The organism is Duganella sp., assembly GCF_039595735.1.
Classification (GTDB): domain Bacteria; phylum Pseudomonadota; class Gammaproteobacteria; order Burkholderiales; family Burkholderiaceae_D; genus Rugamonas.
Genome location: NZ_JBCNLB010000002.1, coordinates 188,299 through 211,377, shown reverse-complemented (window position 1 = coordinate 211,377; position 23,079 = coordinate 188,299). Strand labels below are relative to the sequence as shown.

The following is a 23,079-nucleotide window of genomic DNA, read 5'->3' as shown; positions in this document are numbered from 1 at the left end:
TATCCTTATGGGTTATATTGGCAATCTATCCAATTATAGTGTGATTCTGGCCACTTGCATCCTATACTCCAGTATGAGTTCAGGCACTGCCGGGAGAGATTAGTCCGTGAAACTGTACGAAACCCTGGCTGCCGATATCGCCGGCCAGATCGCCCAGGGCGTGATCCGCGAAGGGGAAAAAATCCCGTCGGTGCGCCAGACCAGCCAGCACCACAACCTGAGCGTCTCTACCGTGATCCGCGCCTTCCTGCTGCTGGAAAGCCAGGGCCTGATCGAAAGCCGTCCGCAATCCGGCTATTTCGTGCGCCGCAAGCCCGCCGCGCCGGCACCCGTCGACGCCATCGTTCCGCCGGCGCCGGCCGACATGGCGCGCGGCGACACGCTGGACACCAGCGAGTTCGTGCTCACCACCCTGCGCTCGATTAACCAGGGCAGCGTGCCGCTCGGCTCCCCATATCCCGATCCGGCCTTGTTCCCGTGGGCGCGCCTGAACCAGTACGCCAGCAGCCTGGCGCGCCGCGTCGGCCAGATGGGCATGACCGCCGACCTGCCGCCGGGGAATCCGGAACTGATACGCCAGATCGCCCGCCGTCATCTGGAAAACGGGCTGGCGGTGGACGCCGGCGAAATCATCGTCACCACCGGCGCCACCGAAGCGATCAACCTATGCCTGCAGGCGGCGGCGCCGCCCGGCAGCGCCATCGCGGTGGAGTCGCCCACTTACTACGCGCTGCTGCAGGCGATACAACGCATGGGCATGCGGGCAGTGGAGATCGCCACCGACCCGGCACAGGGCATCGACCTGGAAGCGCTGGAGCGCGCCATCGTGGAACAGGGTGTGGCGGCTTGCATCGTCATGCCCAATTTCCAGAACCCGCTGGGATTCCAGATGAGCGATGAGCGCAAGCGCGCCATGGTGGAGATGCTGGCCCGGCACCAGGTGCCGGCGATCGAGAACGACGTTTATCACGAGCTGTATTACGGTGACGTCCACCCTACCTCATTGAAGAATTACGACACGCGCGGCCTGGTCCTGCACTGCAATTCCTTCTCCAAAACGCTCAGCCCGGCCAATCGCATTGGCTGGGCGCTGCCCGGGCGCTACAAGGCGCAGGTGGAAAAACTGAAGTTTCTGAACACGCTGAACACCCCTGCCCTGCCGCAGCTGGCGATCGCGGAGTATTTGAAAAACGATGGATACGACTACCACCTGCGCAAGGTGCGCAAGGCTTACGCGCAGCAGGCCAGCATCATGGCGGCGGCGGTGCGGCGCTTCTTCCCGGCCGGGACCAGCGTATCGGCACCGGCCGGCGGCTATCTATTGTGGGTGACGCTGCCGCACGGCGTGCGCGCACTGGAATTGTATGCGCGCGCCCAGGAGCGCGGCATCAGCATCGGCGCCGGCAATATCTTCGCCACCGGCGACGCTTTTCAGCACTGCATTCGTCTCAACTACAGCTATCCCTGGAACGCCGGCGTGGAGGCGGCAGTGCGCACCCTCGGTCTGCTGGCCGGCGAACTGACGTCATAAGACCTTATAGCGGTCGCACGGTTCCAGCATCTGCGGCATCTCCTCGCCGCATTGCTCCAGCAGGGAACGCTCGATATTGCGCGTCATGGCGTTGAGCGCCAGGCAGTTCGGATCGGTGCCGAAGGGCTCGGAAATCTCCTGCGCGATGGCTTCCAGCGCAAACAGCGTATAGGCCACAAACACGCACACCAGCGGGGTGGCCATGCCCAGATCCGCCACCAGACCGAACGGCAGCATGAAGCAGTACAGATAAACCGTGCGATGCAACAGCACACTGTAGGCAAACGGGATCGGTGTGTGCGAGATGCGTTCGCAGCCGCCGACGGCCGCCGCCAGTTCGCTCACCTGGGCATCCAGTATCCACAGCAACGGCTCGCCTTCGCCGCGCTTGCGTCCGGCGCGCGCCAGCATCAGCCGGATGCGATCCAGCAGCGCCACCGGAACGTAGTGCATGCCGCGCAGCTCCTCCACCTCATCCTTTGACAGATAGCGCGCCAGGTCTGCGCATGGATCGGTGCCGCGCAACTGGTGCGTCAGCGCATAGACAAAGGCGATCAGGCGCTGCACGAACAGCTTGCGCTCAAAGCCGTCGCCATCCTCGGGCAGGTAATTGATCACCTGTGAAGTCAACGCCCGGGCGGCAATCAGGATGCGGCCCCAGATCTGGCGCGCCTCAACATAGCGCGCATAGGCGGCGTTGTTGCGGAAGGCGAGGAAGATCGCCAGGCTGACGCCGACCAATGGGAACGGCACCGTATCCAGCGGAATTCTGGCGCCAAACACACGGCCGCCAGTGGCCACCGCCAGCACGCTGACCGCCAGCATCAGCAGAAGTTGCGGCACGATGGTCTTGAGGACCGATCCGTCCCACACGAACAGCATGCGCAGCCAGTTGGCGGGCGGGCGGACAATCATGACGCCACCGCTGGCGTCAGCAGCACCGGGATCGATTTGGAGGTTGGCGTGCCGGCGCCGTCGGCCACGCTGGCCAGCGGCACCAGCGGGTTGGTCTCGGGGTAGTAGGCACCGATGCAGCCGCGCGGAATGTCATACGCCACCAGCATGAAACCACCGGCGCGGCGCTCGACGCCATCGTCCCACACGCTTTGCACGTCGACCCAGTCGCCGGCCAGCATGCCCAGCATGTCGATATCGGCCTGGTTGATAAAGATCACCCGGCGCATGCCGAACACGCCGCGATAACGGTCGTCCATGGCATAGATGGTGGTGTTGTACTGGTCGTGCGAGCGCGTGGTCATCATCACCAGCAGGCGCTGGCCGTAGCGCGCGCGGGCGCGATGGATCGGCGTGTCCAGCGCGATCGCCTGCGGCACAAACTGCGCCTTGCCGCTGGCCGTGAGCCATTCGCGTTCGCGCGAAGCCACCTTGAGATGGAAGCCGCCCGGCCTGGCGACGCGGGCATTGTAGTCGTAGAAGTCATCAAACACTTTTTCAATATCGTCGCGGATGACGGCATAGTCATTGCGGTAGGCCCGCCATTTCAGCTGATGGCGATTGCCCAGCGTGGCCTCGGCCATGCGCGACACGATGGCGATTTCGGACAGCAGCTCCGGCGAAGCGGGCTTGTTCAGCCCATATGAGATATGCACCATGCTCATCGAATCCTCCACCGTCACACCTTGCGGCACGCCGTTCTGCAGGTCGATCTCGGTGCGGCCCAGCGTCGGCAGGATCAATGCCTTGCGGCCGTGGATCAGGTGTCCGCGATTCAGCTTGGTGGCGATTTGCACCGTCAGCGCGCAGGACTGCAGCGCCTTGAAGGTCAGCGGCGTATCCGGTGTGGCCATGGCGAAGTTCCCGCCCAGCCCTACGAACACCTTGATCTTCCCCTGCGCCATGGCGCCGATGGTGGCCACCACATCATAGCCGTGGCGGTGCGGCGGGGCGAAGCCGAACACCCGCTCCATGCGGTCCAGAAAGGCGGCGGTCGGCTGCTCCTCGATCCCCATGGTGCGGTCGCCCTGCACGTTGGAGTGGCCGCGCACCGGACACAAACCGGCACCGCGCTTGCCGATCTGGCCGCGCATCATCATCAGGTTGGACAGCATCTGCACCGTGGCTACCGAATGCTTATGCTGCGTCAGTCCCATGCCCCAGGTGGCGATCACGCGCTGTCCGTTGATATAAATATGCGTCAACTGGTCGATCTGCTCGCGCGAGACGCCCGACTCCTCCACCAGCAAGGGCCATCTTTCGGCGCGCAGGTCGCGCGCGAACTCCGCGAAACCAACCGTGTGCGCGCTGATGAAGTCCATGTCTAGCGTGCGCGGTGCGCCGATCAGCACCGCCCTGTCATCCAGCTCCAGCAGGCGCTTGGCCATGGCCTTGATCAGCGCCAGGTCGCCGCCCAGCCTGGGCTGCACAAACATGGAACTGATCGGGGTGCTGGACAGCGTGAGCATCTCCAGCGGGTGCTGCGGGCTGGTAAAGCGCTCCAGACCGCGCTCACGCAAGGGGTTGATGGAAACGATGGTGGCGCCGCGCCGGGCGCAGTCGCGCAACTCGCCCAGCATGCGCGGGTGGTTGGTGGCCGGGTTCTGGCCAAAGATCAGCAGGGTATCGGCATGTTCAAAGTCGTCCAGCGTCACCGTGCCCTTGCCGATGCCGACGGTGCCCGGCAAGCCGCGGCTGGTGGCCTCATGACACATATTGGAGCAGTCCGGGAAGTTGTTGGTGCCGTAGGCGCGCACGAACAGCTGGTACAGGAAGGCTGCTTCATTGCTGGCGCGGCCGGAGGTGTAGAACGCCGCCTGATCCGGGTCGTCCAGCGCATTCAATTCCTCCGCAATCAGCTTGAAGGCGTCATCCCAGGCGATCGGCAGGTACTTGTCGCTGGCGGGATCGTAGGCCATGGGATGCGTTAGCCGGCCATGCTGTTCCAGTTCATAGTCCGACTGCTCCAGCAGCTGCGCCACGGTGTGCCCGGCAAAGAACGCCGGCGTCACGCGCTTGCTGGTGGATTCCGCCGCTACCGCCTTGACGCCGTTTTCGCAAAATTCAAAGGTGGATGCGTGCTCGCGGTCCGGCCACGCGCAGCCGGGGCAGTCAAACCCATCCGGCTGGTTCTGCGCCAGCAGCGATCTGTAATTGACGCCGCTGACGCGTTCCTTGACCAGGTTGATCGCGACGTATTTCAGCGCGCCCCAGCCGGCGGCTGCGTGGTGATAGGGTTTGATGGCCATGCAGGATGCTCCTTAAATCGATGTGTCGAGCATAGCCTCGGCCTGGCTTCCGACAGGAGTACAGTCTGTGTCGTCGTTGGGGAGTACAGCCAGCGCCAGTTCGGCCAGCGGCGCCGCACGGCCAAACAGATAGCCCTGGAAGGCGGTGCAGCCAAAAGCTTCCAGCTCGGACCATTGCTCGCGCGTTTCCACCCCTTCCGCCACCACCGCCAGATCCATGCTGTAGGCCAGCGTAATGATGGCGCGCACAATGCTGGAGGCATGGCGCGTGTGCAGCATGTCGTGCACAAACGAGCGGTCGATCTTCAGCTGGTCGATCGGCAGCAGCTTCAGATAGCTGAGCGATGAATAGCCGGTGCCGAAATCATCGAGCGCGAAGCCGACGCCGTGGGCTTTCAAGGTTGTCATCTTGGCGATCACGTCATCCATGTCGGTCAGCAGCATGCTTTCCGTCAGTTCCAGCTTGAGCAGGCGCGGATCGGCGCCGGTGCGGTCCAGTACCGCCAGCACCTGATCGACAAACGCCGGCTGGCGGAACTGGCGCGCGCTGACGTTGACGGCCATGCTCAGATGCGCGCTGTCGGCGCAGCCGGCCCACTGCACCAGCTGCCGGCAAGCCGCTTCCAGCACCCACTCGCCCAGTTCCACGATCAGGCCCGACTTCTCCGCCTGAGGTATGAAATCGCCGGGGCCGATCAGGCCGCGCAGCGGATGCTGCCAGCGCACCAGCGCCTCCACGCCAGTGACGCGGCCGCCGTTATCCACCACCGGCTGGAAGTACAGGCGCAGTTCATCGCGCTGCAGGGCGAAGCGCAGGTCCGCTTCCAGCGTGGCGGAAGCGTCCAGCGCCACCTGCATGTGCGGATCGAAGAAGCGGAAGGTGGCACGGCCGGCCGCCTTGGCTTCATACATGGCCATGTCGGCCTGCCGCAGCAGGTCATTGATGGTGTGGTGCTCTGCCCCAAACAGCACCACGCCGATGCTGGGGGTACTGCGCAGTTCATGCGCCTCCAGCGTGTAGCTGCGGCTCAGCGCATCCAGCACCTTGCCGGCGACGGCGGCGGCATTGCCCATGGCTTGCTGCTGTTCCGTCCCCAGGTCTTCCAGCAGGATCACGAATTCGTCGCCGCCCAGGCGTGCCACAGTGTCGGTCTCGCGCGTGACCTCACCCAGGCGGAACGCCACCATCTCCAGCAGGCGGTCGCCCATGTCATGGCCCATGGTGTCGTTGAGCGACTTGAAGTTATCCAGGTCCACAAACAGCACCGCGCCATGATTGCCGCCGCGCGCCGCCTTGGCAATGGCATGGTGCAGGCGGTCCAGCAGCAGACGGCGGTTTGGCAGGTTGGTCAGGCCGTCATAGAACGCCAGGTGGGCGATCTCCGCTTCCGCCAGCTTGCGGGCGCTGATGTCCATGCGCGTGCCCAGCATGCGCAGCGGCCGGCCGCCGGCGGTGCGCTCCACCACCCGGCCCCGGCTCTGCACCCAGATCCAGTGGCCGGCCCGGTGCCGCATGCGGTATTCGGCCTCAAAGGAACGCGAGCTGTCGGCAAGATGCGCGGCCAGGGCGGCTTCCACGGCCGGAATATCGTCGGCCTTGACCATGCTGCGCCAGTCGATATCGCCGGCATTCAGTTCCTCGCTGGTGTAGCCCAGCATGGCGGCGGCGCGGCCATCGACCGTGCGCACATCGTCCACCATCTGCCATTCCCACAGACCGAGGTTGGCGCCGTTCAGCGCCAGTTCAACCTTTTCCGCAGCGGCGGCCTGTTCGTCCGCACGCGCTGCGGCCAGGTCTTCCAGCACCTGGCGCCGGCGCTGCACCAGCAGCAGCGCGCCGCTGGAAGTCAGGCCGAATACCAGCCACGCCACGCCGCAGGTCCAGGCCATGCTGTGCCAGCCGGCGGCGATCAACGCCTGGTTGCGCCCCAGACTCACCACCAGGGTCTTGTCGAGGCCCAGTCCGCGCAACTGCATGGTGCGCTGGACTACCAGCCGCTGTTCGCCGTTGGCGGTGAAGCCGTCCAGCACCGTCTCGGCACGGCCGCTGTGCTGATGACGAGCAAAGAAAGGATCTGGCGCCGCGCTGGTATTGCGCATGGCGGCGGGATCGGCCGGCACGAACAGGATGCGGCGGCCGCTGTTCTCGGTGATGGCGCTGTTCATGTCCGGTGCGTACAGGGCGGAGCGCATCACGGCGTCGAAGTATTCCGGATTGAGGATGGCGCTGACCGCGCCGTTGTTGGCGCCGTCCGGACCGATCACCGCCATCGACAGCTTGATGTTAAAGACGCCGGGCGTGTTCTCGTAGGGCTGCGACAGGTACAGGGTATCGGGATCGCGCATGCGCTCCACGCGGCTGGTGTAGTTGCGATCATCCAGGCGGCGGTCGCGCAGGTCATCGTCGGACATGATGATCGCGCCTCTGCGGTCCAGCACCAGCAAGGCACGCACGCCGGGCATGGCGCGCTTGAGCGACTGCAGCAGCGTGCGGCGGCAGTCCAGCGCGCAGTTGCCGCCTTCACGCAGGGCGTCGCGCACGCTGTCGAGCGCACTGCGCACACCTTCCAGCTGGTGGCTGAGGTTTTCGTCGATGATCAGCGTTTGCAGGCGCATGCGCTCGATATTGGATGTCATCAGCAGTCCTCGCTCGTTCCAGACGAAGTACGCGATCAGCAGGCCGCTGAGTACCAGCACAAAGCCCAGCATCAGCCACTCGGCGGCCATGGTGCGGAAACCGGGCAGCTTCTTGTAGTGTTTGACAAACATAACCCCTCCCTGATTGACACAGATGCCAATATAAAATCAGGAAGGCCTGAGCGAAATTGCACCTTCGTATGCAAACTCATACTAAAGTTTAGTTTCCCTGTTCCCCTGCCTGCCATGCCATTTGACCGGTTACAAACCAGCGCCGCCGGTGGCACAGTGCAGGCTTAGCGACTTGGGAGCAAGCATGAAAGCGAGAACACGAATCTGGGCGGGCGCAGCGCTGGCCCTGGCCACCGCTGCCGCAGCCTGGGTGATACAGCCGCCAATAGCGCCGGTCCAGCCGCCAGCGGATACGGACTTCGACAGCGCCAGCATCGCGCGCGGCGCCCGCGTTGTCGCCCAGGGTGATTGCATGGTGTGCCACACCGCGGCTGGCGGTGCGCCATATGCCGGCGGCCTGCCGCTGCGCACGCCGTTCGGCACCATCTACACCACCAACATCACGCCCGACCGGGACACCGGCATCGGCGCCTGGTCGCTGGCCGCATTCACGCGTGCGCTGCGCCATGGCGTGGCGCGCGACGGCCATCTGCTATACCCGGCCTTCCCGTACATCCATTACACCAGGATGTCGACCGTCGACATCAACGACGCTTACGCCTACCTGATGACACGCACGCCGGTGACAGCAAAGCCGCCGGCCAACGACCTGCTGCTGCCGCTGCGCTTCCGCCCTCTGCTGGCGGGCTGGAATCTGCTTTATCTGCGTCCCGGCCCGGTGGCGGATGATCCGAGACAGACGGCCGAATGGAACCGCGGCCGCTATCTGGTCGACGGCGCCGGCCATTGCGCTTCCTGCCATAGCGCGCTGGGCCCGATCGGCGGCGAACGCAGTCCGGCCTTCAGCGGCGGCAATGTCGACGGCTGGGATGCGCCTTCCCTCACCACGCTGCTGCAGGCGCCCAAGCCGTGGACGCGTGAACAGCTGGCGCTGTACTTGCGCCACGGCTGGTCGCCGGAGCACGGCGCCGCTGCGGGCCCGATGGGACCCGTGGCACACAGCCTGTCGCAAGTGCCAGAGGCAGACACTAACGCCATCGCCACCTACATCATGTCGTTGCAGCAGCCGGCAACCCATGCCGTCGCGCCGGCGCCGGCGGCAACCGCTGATGCCGCACGCGTCGCGCAAGGCGCCACGCTGTTCGCCGGCGCCTGCGCCGGCTGCCACGGCGCGGCCGCCCCCATGATGACGGCGGGCGGCCGGCCGTCACTGGCCCTGAGCACCGCCGTCAACAGCGACCGGCCGGACAACCTGATCCAGATTGTGCTGAACGGCGTGCCATGGAGCCACGCACAGCAAACCACCTTCATGCCGCCCTTCTCGGCTGCGCTGAGCGACGCCCAGATCGCCAGCATCGCCGCCTATGTGCGCGCCGATATCGGCAAGCGCCCGGCTTGGAACAACCTGGAAAAACGCACTGCCGACATCCGCAAGGAGAACCAACAATGAACACCCTGACCGTCAACGGCGTCCGCCACACGCTGGACATCGATCCCTCCACGCCGCTGCTGTACGCGCTGCGCAACCAGCTGGAACTGAACGGCGCCAAGTTCGGCTGCGGGATGGGCCAGTGCGGCGCCTGCACCGTGCTGCTGGACGGTCAGCCGGTCTTCGGCTGCCTGACGCCGGTGGCTGCCTGCGAAGGGCGCCAGGTGCGCACCATCGAAGGTCTGGGCAGCGCCGACAAGCCGGGCAAGCTGCAAGCCTCCTTCATCAAGCACCAGGCGGCCCAATGTGGCTACTGCATCGCCGGCATGGTGATGCGCGCGCAATCGCTGCTGGAGCAGCACCCGCATCCGACCGAAGCGCAGATCCGCCGGCATATGGAACCCAACCTTTGCCGCTGCGGCACCCACATGCGCATCATCGCCGCCATCAAGGACGTGGCTGAAGGGAGCAAGGCATGAGCGAAGCTGTCATCGATCTGCGCCGCCGCGCCATCCTGAATGCCGGCGCCCTGGTACTGGGGTTCACGTTGCTGCCGCGCCGCGCGCTGGCGGAATTCAACGGCATGGGCGTGCCACCCATCGCCAACAAGGATCTGGCGGGCAGCCTGCAACGCACGCCGATGCTGGACGCGTGGATCAGGATCGCGCCGGACGGCCAGGTCACCGTCTTCACCGGCAAGGTGGAACTGGGTACTGGTGTGCGTACCGCGCTGCTGCAGGTGGCGGCGGAGCAGCTGGACCTGGCGCCGGCCGCCATCAACTTCGTCACCGGCGACACCGCGCGCACACCCAATGAGGGCTTCACCGCCGGCAGCCACACCATGGCCGACAGCGGCACCGCGCTGCTCAACGCCGCGGCGCAAGTAAGGGCACTGGTGGTGCAAGGCGCGGCGCGGCAGTTCAAGCTCGATGCCGCGACACTCAAGACCGGCGGCGGCATGGTGATCGCCCCGGACGGCCGTAGAATGCATTACGGCGAAGCGGTTCGCGCACTCGACCTGCACCGCGTGGCGCAGGTAAAGTCGCCGCTGAAAAAAGCCAGCGATTACACCGTGATCGGCCAATCGCTGCCGCGCGTCGACATCCCGGCTAAGCTGACCGGTGGTGCCGCCTACGTGCAGGACATGCGTCTGCCCGGCATGGTGCACGCCCGCGTGGTGCGGCCGCCGGCGCCGGGGGCGCGTCTGCTGTCGGCCGACAGCGCCGGCGTGCAGCGCATGCCGGGCGTACTGAAGGTGCATGTGGACGGCAACTACCTGGCCGTCATCGCCGAGGACGAATGGCAGGCGGTACAAGCCATGCGCACCCTGTCGGCCAGCGCCAGATGGCAGCGCGGCCCGGCGCTGCCGGCACCCGCCAGCATCCACGCCACCTTGCGTGCCCTGCCCTCGCAGGACATCGTGATCGCCAACAAATCCGGCCCTGCCGGCAAGCCGGTGCTGACGCTCAAGCGCCGTTACACCAAGCAGTACGTGATGCACGGTTCGATCGGACCTTCCTGCGCGCTGGCGCTGCTGGAGCAAGGCAGCATGACAGTATGGACGCACACGCAGGGCGTCTACCCGCTGCGCGCGGCACTGGCCGAAATGCTGTCCATGAGAATGGAAGACGTGCGCTGCATCCATACCGAAAGCGCCGGCTGCTATGGCCAGAACGGCGCCGACGATGTGGCGGCCGATGCCGCGCTGCTGGCGCGCAGCATGCCGGACCGGCCGGTGCGCGTGCAACTGATGCGCGACCAGGAAAATCAGTGGGAACCCTACGCCCCCGCCATGAGCACCCAGCTGGCGGCGTCGCTGGACGCCAGCGGCACTATCTGCGACTGGCAGTACGAATTGTGGAGCGGCTCGCACAACGAACGTCCCGGCAATGCCGGCAAGCTGCTGCCCGCCCAACTGCTGGCACAACCGTTCGTGCCGAGTCCATCGCAGCCAATGCCGATGCCGGAAGGCGGCGGCGACCGCAACGCCATTCCGCTGTACACGCTGCCGCAGGCGAAGATCGTCAACCACTTCCTGCCGGTGACGCCGCTGCGTACCTCGGCCATGCGTTCGCTCGGTGCGCACATCAACCTGTTTGCCATCGAAGGCATGATGGATGAACTGGCGGCGGCCGCGCACACCGACCCGGTGGCGTTCCGCCTGCGCCACCTGGACGATCCGCGCGCCCGCGAGGTAGTCGAACGCGCCGCCAGCCAGTTCGGCTGGAGCCAGCGCAAGCGCCGCCGCGACCATGGCTTCGGCTTCGCTTTTGGCCAGTACAAGAACATCATGGCCTACGTGGCGCTGGCGGTGGAGATACGGGTGGAGCGCAGCACCGGTGCGGTGCACATCCTCCGTGTGACGGCGGCGGTGGATTGCGGTCAGGGCGTGAATCCGGATGGCATCCGCAACCAGGTGGAAGGCGGCATTCTGCAGTCGTCCAGCTGGACACTGTATGAAAAGCTGCAGTTCACGCCAGACGGCATCACCAGCGTGGACTGGGCCAGCTACCCGATCATGCGCTATTCGAACGTGCCGGAGAAAGTGGAAGTCGTCCTGGTCAACCGCCCAGGCGCTCCATTCCTCGGCGTGGCCGAAGCGGCGCAAGGACCGATGGCCGGGGCCTTGGGCAATGCGCTGGCCGACGCCACCGGCAAGCGCTGGTTCGACCTGCCGCTGGCGGGTCCTCAACTGAGCGCGGGATAGTCGGTGTAGCCGCGCTCCGTGCCGCCGTAGAACGTGTACGGGTCCGGCTCGTTGTATGGGCCGCCGGCGGCAATGCGCGCCACCAGATCGGGATTGGATACATACAGGCGGCCGAAGGCCACCATGTCGGCTTTGCCCTCCGCTGCCAACCACTGCGCGGCCTGCGGCGTCAGGCCGGCGTTGGCCATCAGCACGCCGCTGTAGTTGGAGCGGATCAGCTCCAGCAGCTTCGGCATGTCCGGCACTCCGCCCCAGGCATTGGTATCAGCGCCATGGATGTAGGCGATGCCGTATTCATTCAGCATGCGCGCCACATAGCCATAGGTCTCTGCCACATTCGGATCGGCGGCGTTGTTATAAGCCGCATAAGGTGAAATGCGCACGCCGACGCGCTCCTTGGGGAACACCGTCAGCACCGCTTCAAGCACCAGCCGCAGGAAGCGCGCGCGGTTCTCGACGCTGCCGCCAAATTCGTCCATGCGGCGGTTGACCAGCGGCGACAGGAACTGCTGCGGCAGATAGCCATTGGCCGCGTGGATCTCGACGCCGTCCAGTCCTGCGCGTTTCGCGTTTGCGGCGCCGACGCGGAATTCTTCAATCGCGGCATACACTTCTTCCTTGCTCATCGCGCGCGACGGCGAGGCGTAGATGCGGGTGTAATGGCCATTGCGCAGCGCGCCGTAGACCTGCAGCAGTCCGAGATCGTCGTTGAGGCCCGACGGCGACAGCGGCTCGCCGCCCTTCAGCAGCGCATACGAGCTAACCCGGCCGCTATGCCACAGCTGCATGAACATCTTGCCGCCGGCCGCGTGCACCTGCTCCGTCACGCGGCGCCAGCCTGCCACCTGGGCATCGTTGTAGATGGCAGGCGCCAGTTCAAAGGCGGCGGAGTTTGGCGATACGTTGGTGGCCTCGGTGATGATCAGGCCAGCGCTGGCGCGCTGGGCGTAATACTCGGCAGTCAGCGCCACCGGCACGCCGTCGGTGCCGGCACGGGCCCGCGTGACAGGCGCCATGGCGATGCGGTTGTTGAAGGTCAGGTCGCCGATCTGGATCGGTTGCAGCAGCTTGGTCATGAGAGTGACTCCGGTTGATGGAAGATGCGCCACTGTAGCGCTGGTGACCGGTGCCGATAAGGGCCTCCCGCTCATCAACACTTTTGCGCCTGGCGCAAAAAACAGTGCTACATTGGCAGGATTCGATCCCATTGAGCGATTTATGCCGCCACGCGGCGCGCCTACAATCGGTCCATCGATCACTCAACGACACTGCCATGAAAACCAAGCTGCTCCCCGCCTCCTTCTTTGCCTTGACACTGGGGCTGGCCGAAACCGGCAACGCCTGGCGCTTCGCACACGATCTCTGGGCCTTGCCGCCGTTGGCCGGCGAGGCGCTGCAGGCGCTGGCCTTGCTGTCCTTCGTGCTGTTCGCGGCGATGTATGCACACAAGTGGCTGGCGCACCGCGCGGCGGCAGTCGCCGAAGCACGCGATCCCGTGCAATCGGCCTTCCTGGCGTTGATCCCGGAATCGCTGATTCTGGTGGCGCTGGCGGTGCAGCCGTACGCGCAGGATGCCGCGCGCCCGCTGTTCTGGGTCGGCTCCGCCGCCAACCTGGCCTACGGCGCATGGCGGCTGGCCGCGCACTGGAGCTGCCAGCGCCAGGCCGCGCACATCGTGCCGCCGCTGTACCTCCCCTACACCGCCAGCGTGCTGGTGAACGCACTGGCGGCCGGCAGCTTCGGCTACCTGGATTACGGCTGGATGCTGTTCGGCGCCGGCGGCATCTCCTGGCTGGTGCTGGACTCCACCATCACGCATCAGCTGATGACGGGCGGCCTGCCGGACCAGACGCGCAATTTCATGGGCATTTACAGCGCACCGCCAGTTGTGGCGCTGGTGGCCTACCAGGTGCTGGCTGGCGACAGCGCCAACATGGCCATCACCTGCGCGCTGGCCGGCTACGCCCTGTTCGTGTTTGCCGCGATGGCGCTGGCCATGCCATGGCTGGCGCAGCAGGAATTCGCGCCGGGCTACTGGGCCTACACCTTCGGTCTGGCCACGCTGGGCCAGGGATTGATGCTGATGGCTCACCATCATGCCCATCCGGTGCTGGAAGCCGTGGCAGGCGCCGTGTTTGCCGCCACCCTGGTCTTGGTGCTGTACGTGGCGTGGGGCTCGCTGCGCCTGCTGGCGCGCGGCGCCTACTTCCCGCCAGCGCCGGTCATGGGGCGCCCATCTTGAAGACGGTGGCAATCGTGCTGTTCCCCGGCGTACAGTCGCTGGACGTGTCCGGGCCGATGGACGTCTTCGCGGAAGCGAATGCCTTCCTCCCGCCGGGACAGCACTATCGGCTGCTCACCATCGGCACCGGGCCATCTCCCATCCGCGCCTCCAACGGCCAATGGCTGCTGGCAGACCGCGCGCTCAACGAAGCTGGCATGGATTACGACATCGTACTGGTGGCCGGCGGCCCGCAATTGCCGCAGGCGCCGGCGGATCCCGCCTTATCAAGCTGGCTGCGCGCAGTGGCAGGCAGCGTGGCACGCTACGGCTCGATCTGCACCGGCGCTTTCCTGCTGGGACGCGCCGGGCTGTTGGACGGCAAGCACGCCACCACCCACTGGCGTGACGCCGCGCGGCTGGCGGCGGAGTTCCCGCTGGCGCAAGTCGAGCATGACCGCATCCACGTGCGCGATGGCGGCCTGGTAACGTCGGCCGGCGTCACGGCAGGCATCGATCTGGCGCTGGCGCTGGTGGCGGAAGACCACGGCCCAGCGATTGCGCTGGCGGCGGCCAAGCGGCTGCTAGTGCTGGCGCAACGCCAGGGCGGCCAATCTCAATTCAGTCCTTACTTGCCGGAGACCGGCACGCCGGACGCGCTGGCCACCGTGATCCAGCGCCACGTGATGGATCATCTGGCGCAGGCGCTGCCGGTCGAGCATCTGGCCGATGTGGCAGGCATGAGCACACGCAGCTTTGCACGCCAGTTCGTCAAGGAGATGGGCGTGACGCCGGCCGAGTTTGTGCAGCGCGCCCGCGTCGACGCCGCGCGCAACCTGCTGGAAGGCAGCGCGCTGCCGCTCAAGACCATCGCCTACCGCTGCGGCTTCGGCAGCGCGGCGCGCATGCGGCTGGTATTCGCGCAGCGTTTCGGCGTCACGCCCACGCAATACCGCGACAGCTTCCGCGCCCGCTGACTCAGGCCACGCCGCTGCTCTGCAACAGCATATCCAGCTGGCGCAACTCGACCGGCTTGGTCAGATGTTGTTCAAAGCCCGCTTCCGCAGCCTGCTGGCGATCCGCATCCTGACCGTAGCCGGTTACCGCGAACAGACGCAGTCCGGCGCCGCCCTGCTGCCGCAGGCGCTGGGCCAGTTCGTAGCCATCCATGCCTGGCAGGCCGATATCGAGAATGCCGACCTGCGGCCGGAAGTGCGACGCCAGCACCAGCGCGTCCGGCGCGCTGAAGGCCACCTGCACCGTGTGGCCGAGCAGCTCCAGTCCCTCGCCCAGCGCCCGCGCCGCATCCTCATTGTCATCCACCACCATGATTCTCAGATGCCCGGGCGGCAGCGCGGATGGCGTCAACGGCGCAATACGGCGCGGGTCGGTGCGCCTTTCCAGCCACGCCGGCAAGCGTACTTCGAAGCTGCTGCCGCAGCCGATGCCGTCACTGTGGGCGGCAATGCGGCCGCCATGCAGCTCGGTCATGCTGCGCGCGATCGCCAGCCCCAGTCCCAGGCCGCCTTGCGAACGGCTCAGCGCCTGCCGCTCCTGGGTAAAGCGCTCAAACACGGAGCCCAGCATCGCCGCCGAGATGCCGATACCGTTGTCGCGCACTTCCACCACCACCTCATGGCTGTCGCGGCGCGCACGCACCGCCAGTTGCCCTCCGGGCTCGGTGTATTTGGCGGCATTGGTCAGCAGGTTGGCCAGCACTTGCGCCAGCCGCACCGGGTCCGCCAATACCGTCAATCCGGACGGCGGCACCTCGATCGCCAGTGCATGGCGCTTTTGTTCAATCAGCGGGCTGGCCGTCTCGATCGCGCGCGTAACGACATCGGTCATCTCCACCACCTGCCGGCGCAACTGGATCTTCCCCTGCGCCACCCGCGACACATCCAGCAGGTCATCCACCAGCGCCACCAGATGCCGTGTCTGACGTTCGATCACGGCGCGCTCCTTGAGCGCAAAGTCGCTGCCGCGCATGCGCATCAGCTGCAACGCCGTGACGATGGGCGCCAGCGGATTGCGCAACTCATGTCCCAGCATGGCCAGGAATTCATCCTTGGCGCGGTTGGCCGCTTCAGCATCGCGCTTGGCCGTAGCCAATTCCGTCACCTCAAACGCCACCACCGCCACGCCCTGCGTCTTGCCGTCGTCGTCGAACAGCGGCTGGTAGACGAAGTCGAACCAGCGGTCGCCGAGCTGCAGTTCCGGACTGCGCAACATCCGCACCTGCATCGAACGGCCGACATAGGGCTGGCCGCTTGCCAGCACGCCGTCCAGCAATTCAAAAATGCCCTGCGACTCCAGCTCCGGCAGCGCCTCGCGCACCGGGAGGCCCAGCAACGGCCGCGGGCCGATCAGCTGCTGGTAGTAGTCATTGACCTGCTCGAACACATGTTGCGGGCCGTTGAGGATGCAGATCGCCACCGGCGCCTGACTGAAAATGCTGCGCATGCGCCGCGTGGCCTCGTCCTGCACCGTGCGCATGCGCTGGCGCAGCCGCAGCACCTCGATGCGCGCGGACAGCTCGCGCCCGGAGAATGGCTTGACGAGATAGTCGTCCGCGCCAGCCTGCAAGCCCTCCAGCCGCGCCTCTTCGCCGGCGCGCGCGGACAGCATCATGAACGGGATATGGCGGGTCGCTTCCTGCGCGCGCACGGCGGCCAGCAGGCCAAAGCCGTCCAGTTGCGGCATCATCACGTCGGACAGGATCAGGTCCGGCGGCCCGCGCTCGATGATGGCCAGCGCCTCGATGCCGTTGTTGCAGACCTCCACCTGCCACTGCTGCTGCAGCAAGCGCTGCAGATAATCGCGCATATCGGCGTTATCATCGACGATCAGCAAACGTCCGTGCCGCACGCTGCCAGCGCCCGGCACGGCACTGTGCTGCATCCATCCTTCCGCTTCCGCCACATAGGCCGCCGCCGCGCTTTGCACCGGCCGTGCCGGCGTCACGCCCAACTGGTCGGACGGCAGGTGCGCGCTGCCGAGCGGCAGCGCCACATTGAATACCGAACCGCGTCCCAGCACGCTTTCCACGCCGATGGCGCCGCCGTGCAGCTCCACCAGGTCGCGCACCAGCGCCAGGCCGATGCCCGAGCCTTCGTGCGTGCGCGAACGCGCACCTTCGACGCGGTGGAAGCGCTCGAACAGGTGCGGCAACTGGTCGTGCGGGATGCCGCTGCCGGTATCGGCCACCGACAGGCGCACCTGGCTTCCGGTGGCGCGCAGGCTGACGCGAATTTCCCCCTCAAAGGTAAACTTGAAGGCGTTAGACAGCAAATTCAGGACGATTTTTTCCCACATCGCCGGATCAACGTACACCGGCGACGGCAGCGGCGGACACTCGACCTGCAGACGCATGCCGGCGCTCTCGATGGCCGAGCGGAAGCTGCTGGCCAGATCGATCGTCAGCGCCGCCAGGTCGGTGGCGATGAAACGGGCCTGAGCCCGCCCGGCCTCCACCCGCGAAAACTCCAGCAGCGTGTTGACCAGCTTTTGCAGGCGCAGCGCGTTACGCTGAACAATTTGCAGGCGCTCGCGCTGGGCCGGCGGCAGCGGCGCGCCATCGTCCTCCAGCGCATCCTGCACAGGCCCCAGCAGGAGCGTCAGCGGCGTGCGGAATTCGTGGCTGACATTGCCGAAGAACTGGGTCTTGGCGCGGTCCACCTCCGCCAGCATGTCGGCCCGCAGGCGCTCGTCTTCCGCTGCGCGCGCATGGCGCATGGCGTTGCCGGTCTGGGTGGCGATCAGTTCCAGGAAGCTGCGGTACTCGGCGTCCAGCCGCCGCGCCGGACTCACGCCCAGCACCAGCGCGCCCGAATCCAGCACGGGCAGCGTCAGCGCCAGCCGCACCGGCTGCTGCGACCGGCCTGGCGGCAAGCCGGCGGGCGCCTGCTCCAGCGTGACAAGACACGGCCCGGCGCCGGCGATCACCGTACCGACGGCATAGCGCTGGCTGGCGTTTTCCATGTGCGCGTGGGTGGACTTCAGCAATTGCACATTGCCCTGGCCATCGTTCAGGTATAGCTGGGCAAACGGCACGTCGTCGGGATTGGCGCCAATCGCATCCAGCGCGATGGCGCAGGCGCCCAGCACGGTCTTTTCCTGCAGCGTGCGCACATTCAGGTCGGACAGGGTACGCAGCCGGCGCGCGTTCAGGTGGCGGCTGGTGACATCCAGATTGGCGCAGAACAGGCCAGCCACCTGGCCGGATTCGTCGCGCACCGGGCTATAGGAAAAGGCGTAAAAGGTCTCCTCCAGGAAGTCGCCGCGGCGCATGAACAGCTGCACATCGTCGGCCATGGTGGAGACGCCATGCGTGAACACGCGCTCCACCAGCGGCCCGCAATAGTCCCAGATCTCGGCCCACACTTCGACCGTGGGCCGGCCCAGCGCCCACGGATGCTTGGCCATGCTGAGCACATCGATATAGGCGTCGTTGTATAAAAACGTCACCTGCTCGCCCCACCCCATCCACATCGGCTGCGGGGAGTTGAGCATCAGGTTAATCACGGTTTTCAGGCTATGCGGCCAGCCTTCGATCGGGCCAAGCGGCGTACTGCGCCAATCGTGCGCCCAGATACGGGCACCCAGCTCGCCCGGCGCGCTGAGGAACATCGGTATGTCATCCGGTGCCGCTATGGACATGGGTCTGGACCATTCATGATTTACAATGTTTTCAAGCTTACCATGCGCCGATCATGACTGACGCCCTGCACACCGCCGAGATCTATCGCTTTCACCCTGCGGTGACGGCCTGGTTTGACGCGGCCTTTGCCGGGGCCACCGAAGCCCAGCGGCGCGCCTGGCCACTGATCCAGGGCGGCCAGACCACACTGATTGCCGCCCCCACCGGTTCCGGTAAAACCTTGACCGCCTTTCTGGCCGCCATCGATGCGCTGGTACGCGAGAGCCGCCGCGCGCCGCTGCCGGACGAAACGCGGGTGCTGTACGTTTCGCCGCTGAAGGCCCTGTCCAACGATATCCGCGTCAACCTGCTGGCGCCACTGGAGGGAATCGGCCGCGAGCTGGAGGCCGCCGGCCAGCCGCCGCATGGCATCCGCGCTGCGGTGCGCACCGGCGACACCACCCAGGCAGAACGCCAAGCCATGCGCCGGCGCGCGCCGCACATCCTGGTCTCGACGCCGGAATCGCTGTATGTGATGCTGGGATCGGACAGCGGCCGCGCCATGCTGGCCAGCGTGCGCACGGTGATCGTCGATGAAATTCATGCGGTGGCCGGCAGCAAGCGTGGCAGCCACCTGGCGCTGAGCCTTGAACGGCTGGATGCCTTGTGCGGCCGGCCGCCGGTGCGGGTCGGCCTCTCCGCCACGCAAAAGCCGATAACGGCGGTGGCGCAGTATCTGGCCGGCGCCGCGCGGCCTTGCGCGGTGGTCGATGTCGGCCACGTGCGGGCGCGCGACCTGAATCTGGAGCTGCCGCCGGTGCCGCTGGAAGCGGTGATGCCGAACGAGGTATGGGAGCGCGTCTACGACCGCCTGGCCGAGCTGACAGCCATGCACCGGACCACGCTGATTTTCGTGAACACGCGCCGCATGGCCGAGCGCATGGCACGTCACCTGGCGGAGCGCATCGGGGCGGAACACGTGGCTGCCCACCACGGCAGCCTGGCCAAGGAATACCGGCTGGACGCCGAGCAGCGCCTCAAGCGCGGCGCCCTGCGGGTGCTGATCGCGACTGCCTCGCTCGAACTCGGCATCGACATTGGCGATGTGGATCTGGTCTGCCAGATCGGTTCGCCGCGCAGCATTGCGGCGTTTTTGCAGCGCGTCGGCCGTTCCGGCCACCAGGTCGGCGGCCTGCCCAAGGGCCGCTTGTTCCCCACCTCGCGTGATGACCTGATTGAATGCACTGCCCTGCTGGACTGCGTGCGGCGCGATGAACTGGATCTGCTGCACATCCCTGTCGCGCCGCTGGACGTGCTGGCGCAGCAGATCGTGGCGGAAGTGGCTTGCCGTGAATGGCGCGAGGATGACCTGTACCACCTGATCCGCCGCGCCTCGCCGTATGCGCAGCTGGAACGCAAGCGCTATGACGATGTGCTGCACATGCTGACCGATGGCTATACCAGCCGCCAGGGCGTGCGCGGCTCCTATCTGCACCGCGACACGGTGAGCGGCACGCTGCGCGGGCGGCGCGGCGGCAAGATGACGGCGGTAATGTCCGGCGGGACCATTCCGGACAACGCCGACTACACGGTGCTGCTGGAACCGCAGGGCCAGAACATCGGCACCGTGCACGAGGATTTCGCGGTGGAGAGCCTGGCCGGCGACGTTTTCCAGCTTGGGAATACCTCGTATCGCATCCAGCGCGTAGAAGCGGGCAAGGTGCGGGTGGAGGACGCGCATGGGGCGGCGCCGAATATCCCGTTCTGGCTGGGCGAGGCGCCGGGCCGCAGCGATGAGTTGTCGGTCGGCGTGGCGCGCTTGCGCGGCGAGATCGATCGTCTGCTGGCGGCGGCGCCGGATGGCGAGGCGGGTATTGAAAGCGCGGTGGACTGGCTGATCGGGCATCTTTGTCTGCAGGATGCGGCGGCGCGCCAGATTGCCGAGTATCTGGCGCGGGCACGCGCCGCACTGGGCGCGCTGCCGACACGCGATACGCTGGTGATGGAACGCTTCTTTGATGAATCCGGCGGCATGCAGTTGGTCCTGCATGCGCCATTCGGCAGCCGCATCAACCGCGCCTGGGGGCTGGCCTTGCGCAAGCGCTTCTGCCGGACCTTCAACTTTGAACTGCAGGCGGCGGCCACCGAGGATGCGATTGTGTTGTCGCTGTCGGACAGCCACAGTTTTCCGTTGGATGAGGTGTGGCGCTATCTGCGTTCGAATACTGCGGAGCATGTGCTGGTGCAGGCTTTGCTCGATGCCCCTTTGTTCAACGTGCGATGGCGCTGGAATGCCACCACCGCGCTGGCCTTGCCGCGCTTTAGCGGTGGACGCAAGGTGGCGCCGCAGCTGCAGCGCATGAAGAGCGATGATCTGCTGGCGGCGGTGTTCCCTGATCAGGCGGCGTGCCTGGAAAATATTGTCGGAGAACGGGAGCTGCCCAGCCATCCACTGGTGGATCAGACCCTGGATGATTGTCTGCACGAGGCGATGGACAGCGAGGGCTGGCTGGCACTGCTGCGGCGCATGGAGGCCGGCGAGGTGCGCTTGCTGTCGCGCGATTTGCCGGCGCCCTCGCCGCTGGCGATGGAGATTCTGAATGCGCGGCCGTATGCGTTTCTGGATGATGCGCCGCTGGAGGAACGGCGCGCGCGGGCGGTGGCCAACCGGCGCTGGACCGATCCGGCGTCGACCGATGATCTGGGAGCGCTGGACGCCGGCGCGATTGCGGCCGTGGCGGCCGAGGCATGGCCTTCGGCGCGCAGTGGCGATGAGATGCACGAGGCCTTGATGTCGCTGGCATGCGTTACGCCGTCCGAGGTGGCGCGCGAAGAAGGCTGGCAGGGATGGATAGATGGCCTTGCCGCCGGCGGCCGCGCCATGCGCCTGCGCGACGCCAGCAGCGGCGCCGACCTGTGGGTGGCGCTCGAACGGCTGACCTGCGCCCAAGCCGCCTGGCCCGGCGCGGCCACCATCTCCGTCGACTCGGAGGCTGCCGCAAAGAGCACAGCGGCGGCCGGTGGGCTGGCCGCCGCTGCGGCCGGCGACGAGGTGTGGACGCGGGATGCGGCGCTGGTGGAGATTTTGCGGGCGCGCTTGAGCGGCTTCGGACCGCAGACGGTGGCGGCGATCGCCGCGCCGCTGGCGCTGACGGCGTCCACCGTGACCATCGCGCTGACGCAGCTGGAAAGCGAAGGCTATGTGATGCGCGGCCGCTTCACGCCCGGCGCCACGGAGGAGGAATGGTGCGAGCGCCATCTGCTGGCACGCATCCACCGCTACACCATCCGCAGTCTGCGGCGCGAGATCGAACCGGTCGAACTGCAGGACTTCATGCGCTTCCTGTTCGAATGGCAGCACCTCACGCCAGACGCCCAGCTGCAAGGCAGCGACGCACTGCCGCAGGCACTGGCCCAGCTGGAAGGCTACGAAGCAGCCGCCGGCGCCTGGGAAAGCGACCTGCTGGCCTTGCGCGTGCGCGACTACTCTGCCCTGTGGCTGGATGACCTGTGCCGCGCCGGCAAAATCGTCTGGACCCGTGTGGGCGCACCGGCCAGCGCAGCAGGCGGTCCGGTACGCAGTACGCCGCTGGTGCTGCTGCCGCGCCGCCAGCTGGCCCTGTGGCACGCCCTGCCCGCCGTGGCCAGCGAGATCGAAGTCTCGCCGCGCGCCGCCCGCGTGCTGGAAACCCTGCGCCGCGAAGGCGCCATGTTCTTCGACGAGCTGTCGCACGACGCCCGCCTGCTGCCGGCGGAACTGGAGAACACGCTGGGCGAACTGGTGGCCACCGGCCTGGTCAACGCGGACAGCTACGCCGGCCTGCGCGCCATGCTGGTCCCGGCCAACAAGCGCGCCAGCAACGACAAGCGCCGCCGCCGTGGTGCCGGTCCGACGATGGAGGAAGCCGGCCGCTGGGCGCTGGTGCGGCGCGGCGATAACGTGACCATCACCGTCCGCCTGGTCGAAACCGCCCTTGCCGCTCCGCCAGGCGATGCCGCGTCATCCACGCCGCGCAAGGAAGCCATGCCGGGTATGGGTTCGCGTCTGCGCGGGAACGAGCGCGGACGCACCGATCCGGAAACGCTGGAGCACATCGCCATGACGCTGCTGCGGCGCTACGGTGTGATGTTCTGGCGTCTGCTGGAACGCGAAGCCAACTGGATGCCCAACTGGCGCGAGCTGCTGCCGGTCTACCATCGCCTGGAAGCGCGCGGCGACATCCGCGGCGGCCGTTTCGTCGCCGGGCTCTCGGGTGAACAATTCGCGCTGCCGGAAGCCATCCCCCTGCTGCGCGACATGCGCCGCCGGCCGCACGACGGCAGCTACGTCTGCATTTCCGGCGTTGATCCGCTCAACCTGTGCGGCACCCTGCTCCCTGGCGACAAAGTTCCTGCGCTGGCCGGCAACCGCATCCTGTTCCGCGACGGCCTGCCGGCCGCCACGCAAATCGCCGGCAAATTCCACTACCAGGGCGGCAAGGAAGACCGGGAACTACTCCACGCCTGGCTGGTAGGCAAGCCACCGGTTTAACGCCACTGTGGCATAGCGCACATAACGATCAAGGCACGAGGCGTAGCAT

General features: G+C 66.4%; 12 protein-coding genes. 7 read left to right on the top strand and 5 right to left on the bottom strand.

The window, feature by feature from the left end:
• Nucleotides 1-106: 106 nt before the first annotated feature.
• Nucleotides 107-1,531 (top strand): PLP-dependent aminotransferase family protein, encoded by a 1,425-nt coding sequence (locus ABDW57_RS05980; protein ID WP_343729292.1) that lies wholly within the window; start codon nt 107-109, stop codon nt 1,529-1,531.
• On the opposite strand, the gene ABDW57_RS05975 is transcribed toward ABDW57_RS05980, so the two are convergent.
• The 3 genes from ABDW57_RS05975 to ABDW57_RS05965 are packed head-to-tail and all read right to left on the bottom strand — an operon-like array spanning nt 1,526 to nt 7,503.
• Nucleotides 1,526-2,446 carry a bestrophin family ion channel gene (locus tag ABDW57_RS05975; protein ID WP_343729291.1) on the bottom strand — a complete coding sequence of 307 codons (921 nt, stop codon included), beginning with the start codon at nt 2,444-2,446 and terminating at the stop codon, nt 1,526-1,528. The two genes, ABDW57_RS05980 and ABDW57_RS05975, sit on opposite strands and share 6 nt — an antisense overlap.
• A complete protein-coding gene (locus tag ABDW57_RS05970) occupies nt 2,443-4,734 on the bottom strand; it encodes an FdhF/YdeP family oxidoreductase (RefSeq protein WP_343729290.1) in 2,292 nt (763 codons plus the stop codon). The genes ABDW57_RS05975 and ABDW57_RS05970 overlap by 4 nt, the downstream gene beginning before the upstream one ends.
• 12 nt (nt 4,735-4,746) lie before the next feature.
• A complete protein-coding gene (locus ABDW57_RS05965) occupies nt 4,747-7,503 on the bottom strand; it encodes an EAL domain-containing protein (RefSeq protein WP_343729289.1) in 2,757 nt (918 codons plus the stop codon).
• A gap of 184 nt (nt 7,504-7,687) precedes the next feature.
• Between ABDW57_RS05965 and ABDW57_RS05960 the strand changes: the two genes are divergently transcribed.
• The 3 genes from ABDW57_RS05960 to ABDW57_RS05950 are packed head-to-tail and all read left to right on the top strand — an operon-like array spanning nt 7,688 to nt 11,639.
• Nucleotides 7,688-8,953 carry a cytochrome c gene (locus tag ABDW57_RS05960; RefSeq protein WP_343729288.1) on the top strand — a complete coding sequence of 422 codons (1,266 nt, stop codon included), beginning with the start codon at nt 7,688-7,690 and terminating at the stop codon, nt 8,951-8,953.
• Nucleotides 8,950-9,411: a (2Fe-2S)-binding protein gene (locus ABDW57_RS05955; protein WP_343729287.1), complete on the top strand. Its 462-nt coding sequence runs from the start codon at nt 8,950-8,952 to the stop codon at nt 9,409-9,411. Before ABDW57_RS05960 ends, ABDW57_RS05955 begins: the two co-directional genes overlap by 4 nt.
• Complete coding sequence (locus ABDW57_RS05950; protein WP_343729286.1) at nt 9,408-11,639, top strand: molybdopterin cofactor-binding domain-containing protein; 2,232 nt, start codon at nt 9,408-9,410, stop codon at nt 11,637-11,639. The genes ABDW57_RS05955 and ABDW57_RS05950 overlap by 4 nt, the downstream gene beginning before the upstream one ends.
• On the opposite strand, the gene ABDW57_RS05945 is transcribed toward ABDW57_RS05950, so the two are convergent.
• On the bottom strand, nt 11,621-12,715 hold the full coding sequence (locus tag ABDW57_RS05945) for an alkene reductase (RefSeq protein ID WP_343729285.1): 1,095 nt from the start codon (nt 12,713-12,715) through the stop codon (nt 11,621-11,623). The genes ABDW57_RS05950 and ABDW57_RS05945 overlap by 19 nt on opposite strands.
• Nucleotides 12,716-12,912: 197 nt before the next feature.
• Here ABDW57_RS05945 and ABDW57_RS05940 point away from each other — a divergent pair, with 197 nt between their 5' ends.
• Together ABDW57_RS05940 and ABDW57_RS05935 are read left to right on the top strand one after the other, a co-directional pair.
• Nucleotides 12,913-13,881 (top strand): hypothetical protein, encoded by a 969-nt coding sequence (locus ABDW57_RS05940; protein WP_343729284.1) that lies wholly within the window; start codon nt 12,913-12,915, stop codon nt 13,879-13,881.
• On the top strand, nt 13,878-14,837 hold the full coding sequence (locus ABDW57_RS05935) for a GlxA family transcriptional regulator (protein WP_343729283.1): 960 nt from the start codon (nt 13,878-13,880) through the stop codon (nt 14,835-14,837). The genes ABDW57_RS05940 and ABDW57_RS05935 overlap by 4 nt, the downstream gene beginning before the upstream one ends.
• A gap of 1 nt (nt 14,838) precedes the next feature.
• On the opposite strand, the gene ABDW57_RS05930 is transcribed toward ABDW57_RS05935, so the two are convergent.
• Nucleotides 14,839-18,519: an ATP-binding protein gene (locus tag ABDW57_RS05930; RefSeq protein WP_343729282.1), complete on the bottom strand. Its 3,681-nt coding sequence runs from the start codon at nt 18,517-18,519 to the stop codon at nt 14,839-14,841.
• Nucleotides 18,520-18,572: 53 nt separating this feature from the next.
• Here ABDW57_RS05930 and ABDW57_RS05925 point away from each other — a divergent pair, with 53 nt between their 5' ends.
• Nucleotides 18,573-23,030 (top strand): DEAD/DEAH box helicase, encoded by a 4,458-nt coding sequence (locus ABDW57_RS05925; RefSeq protein ID WP_343729281.1) that lies wholly within the window; start codon nt 18,573-18,575, stop codon nt 23,028-23,030.
• Nucleotides 23,031-23,079 lie beyond the last annotated feature (49 nt).

Bases quoted from the DNA above. Each gene is read 5' to 3' on its own strand.
- ABDW57_RS05975 (WP_343729291.1), bottom strand. From the start codon at position 2,446: ATGATTGTCCGCCCGCCCGCCAACTGGCTGCGCATGCTGTTCGTGTGG.
- ABDW57_RS05970 (WP_343729290.1), bottom strand. From the start codon at position 4,734: ATGGCCATCAAACCCTATCACCACGCAGCCGCCGGCTGGGGCGCGCTG.
- ABDW57_RS05965 (WP_343729289.1), bottom strand. From the start codon at position 7,503: ATGTTTGTCAAACACTACAAGAAGCTGCCCGGTTTCCGCACCATGGCC.
- ABDW57_RS05960 (WP_343729288.1), top strand. From the start codon at position 7,688: ATGAAAGCGAGAACACGAATCTGGGCGGGCGCAGCGCTGGCCCTGGCC.
- ABDW57_RS05955 (WP_343729287.1), top strand. From the start codon at position 8,950: ATGAACACCCTGACCGTCAACGGCGTCCGCCACACGCTGGACATCGAT.
- ABDW57_RS05950 (WP_343729286.1), top strand. From the start codon at position 9,408: ATGAGCGAAGCTGTCATCGATCTGCGCCGCCGCGCCATCCTGAATGCC.
- ABDW57_RS05945 (WP_343729285.1), bottom strand. From the start codon at position 12,715: ATGACCAAGCTGCTGCAACCGATCCAGATCGGCGACCTGACCTTCAAC.
- ABDW57_RS05940 (WP_343729284.1), top strand. From the start codon at position 12,913: ATGAAAACCAAGCTGCTCCCCGCCTCCTTCTTTGCCTTGACACTGGGG.
- ABDW57_RS05930 (WP_343729282.1), bottom strand. From the start codon at position 18,519: ATGTCCATAGCGGCACCGGATGACATACCGATGTTCCTCAGCGCGCCG.
- ABDW57_RS05925 (WP_343729281.1), top strand. From the start codon at position 18,573: ATGACTGACGCCCTGCACACCGCCGAGATCTATCGCTTTCACCCTGCG.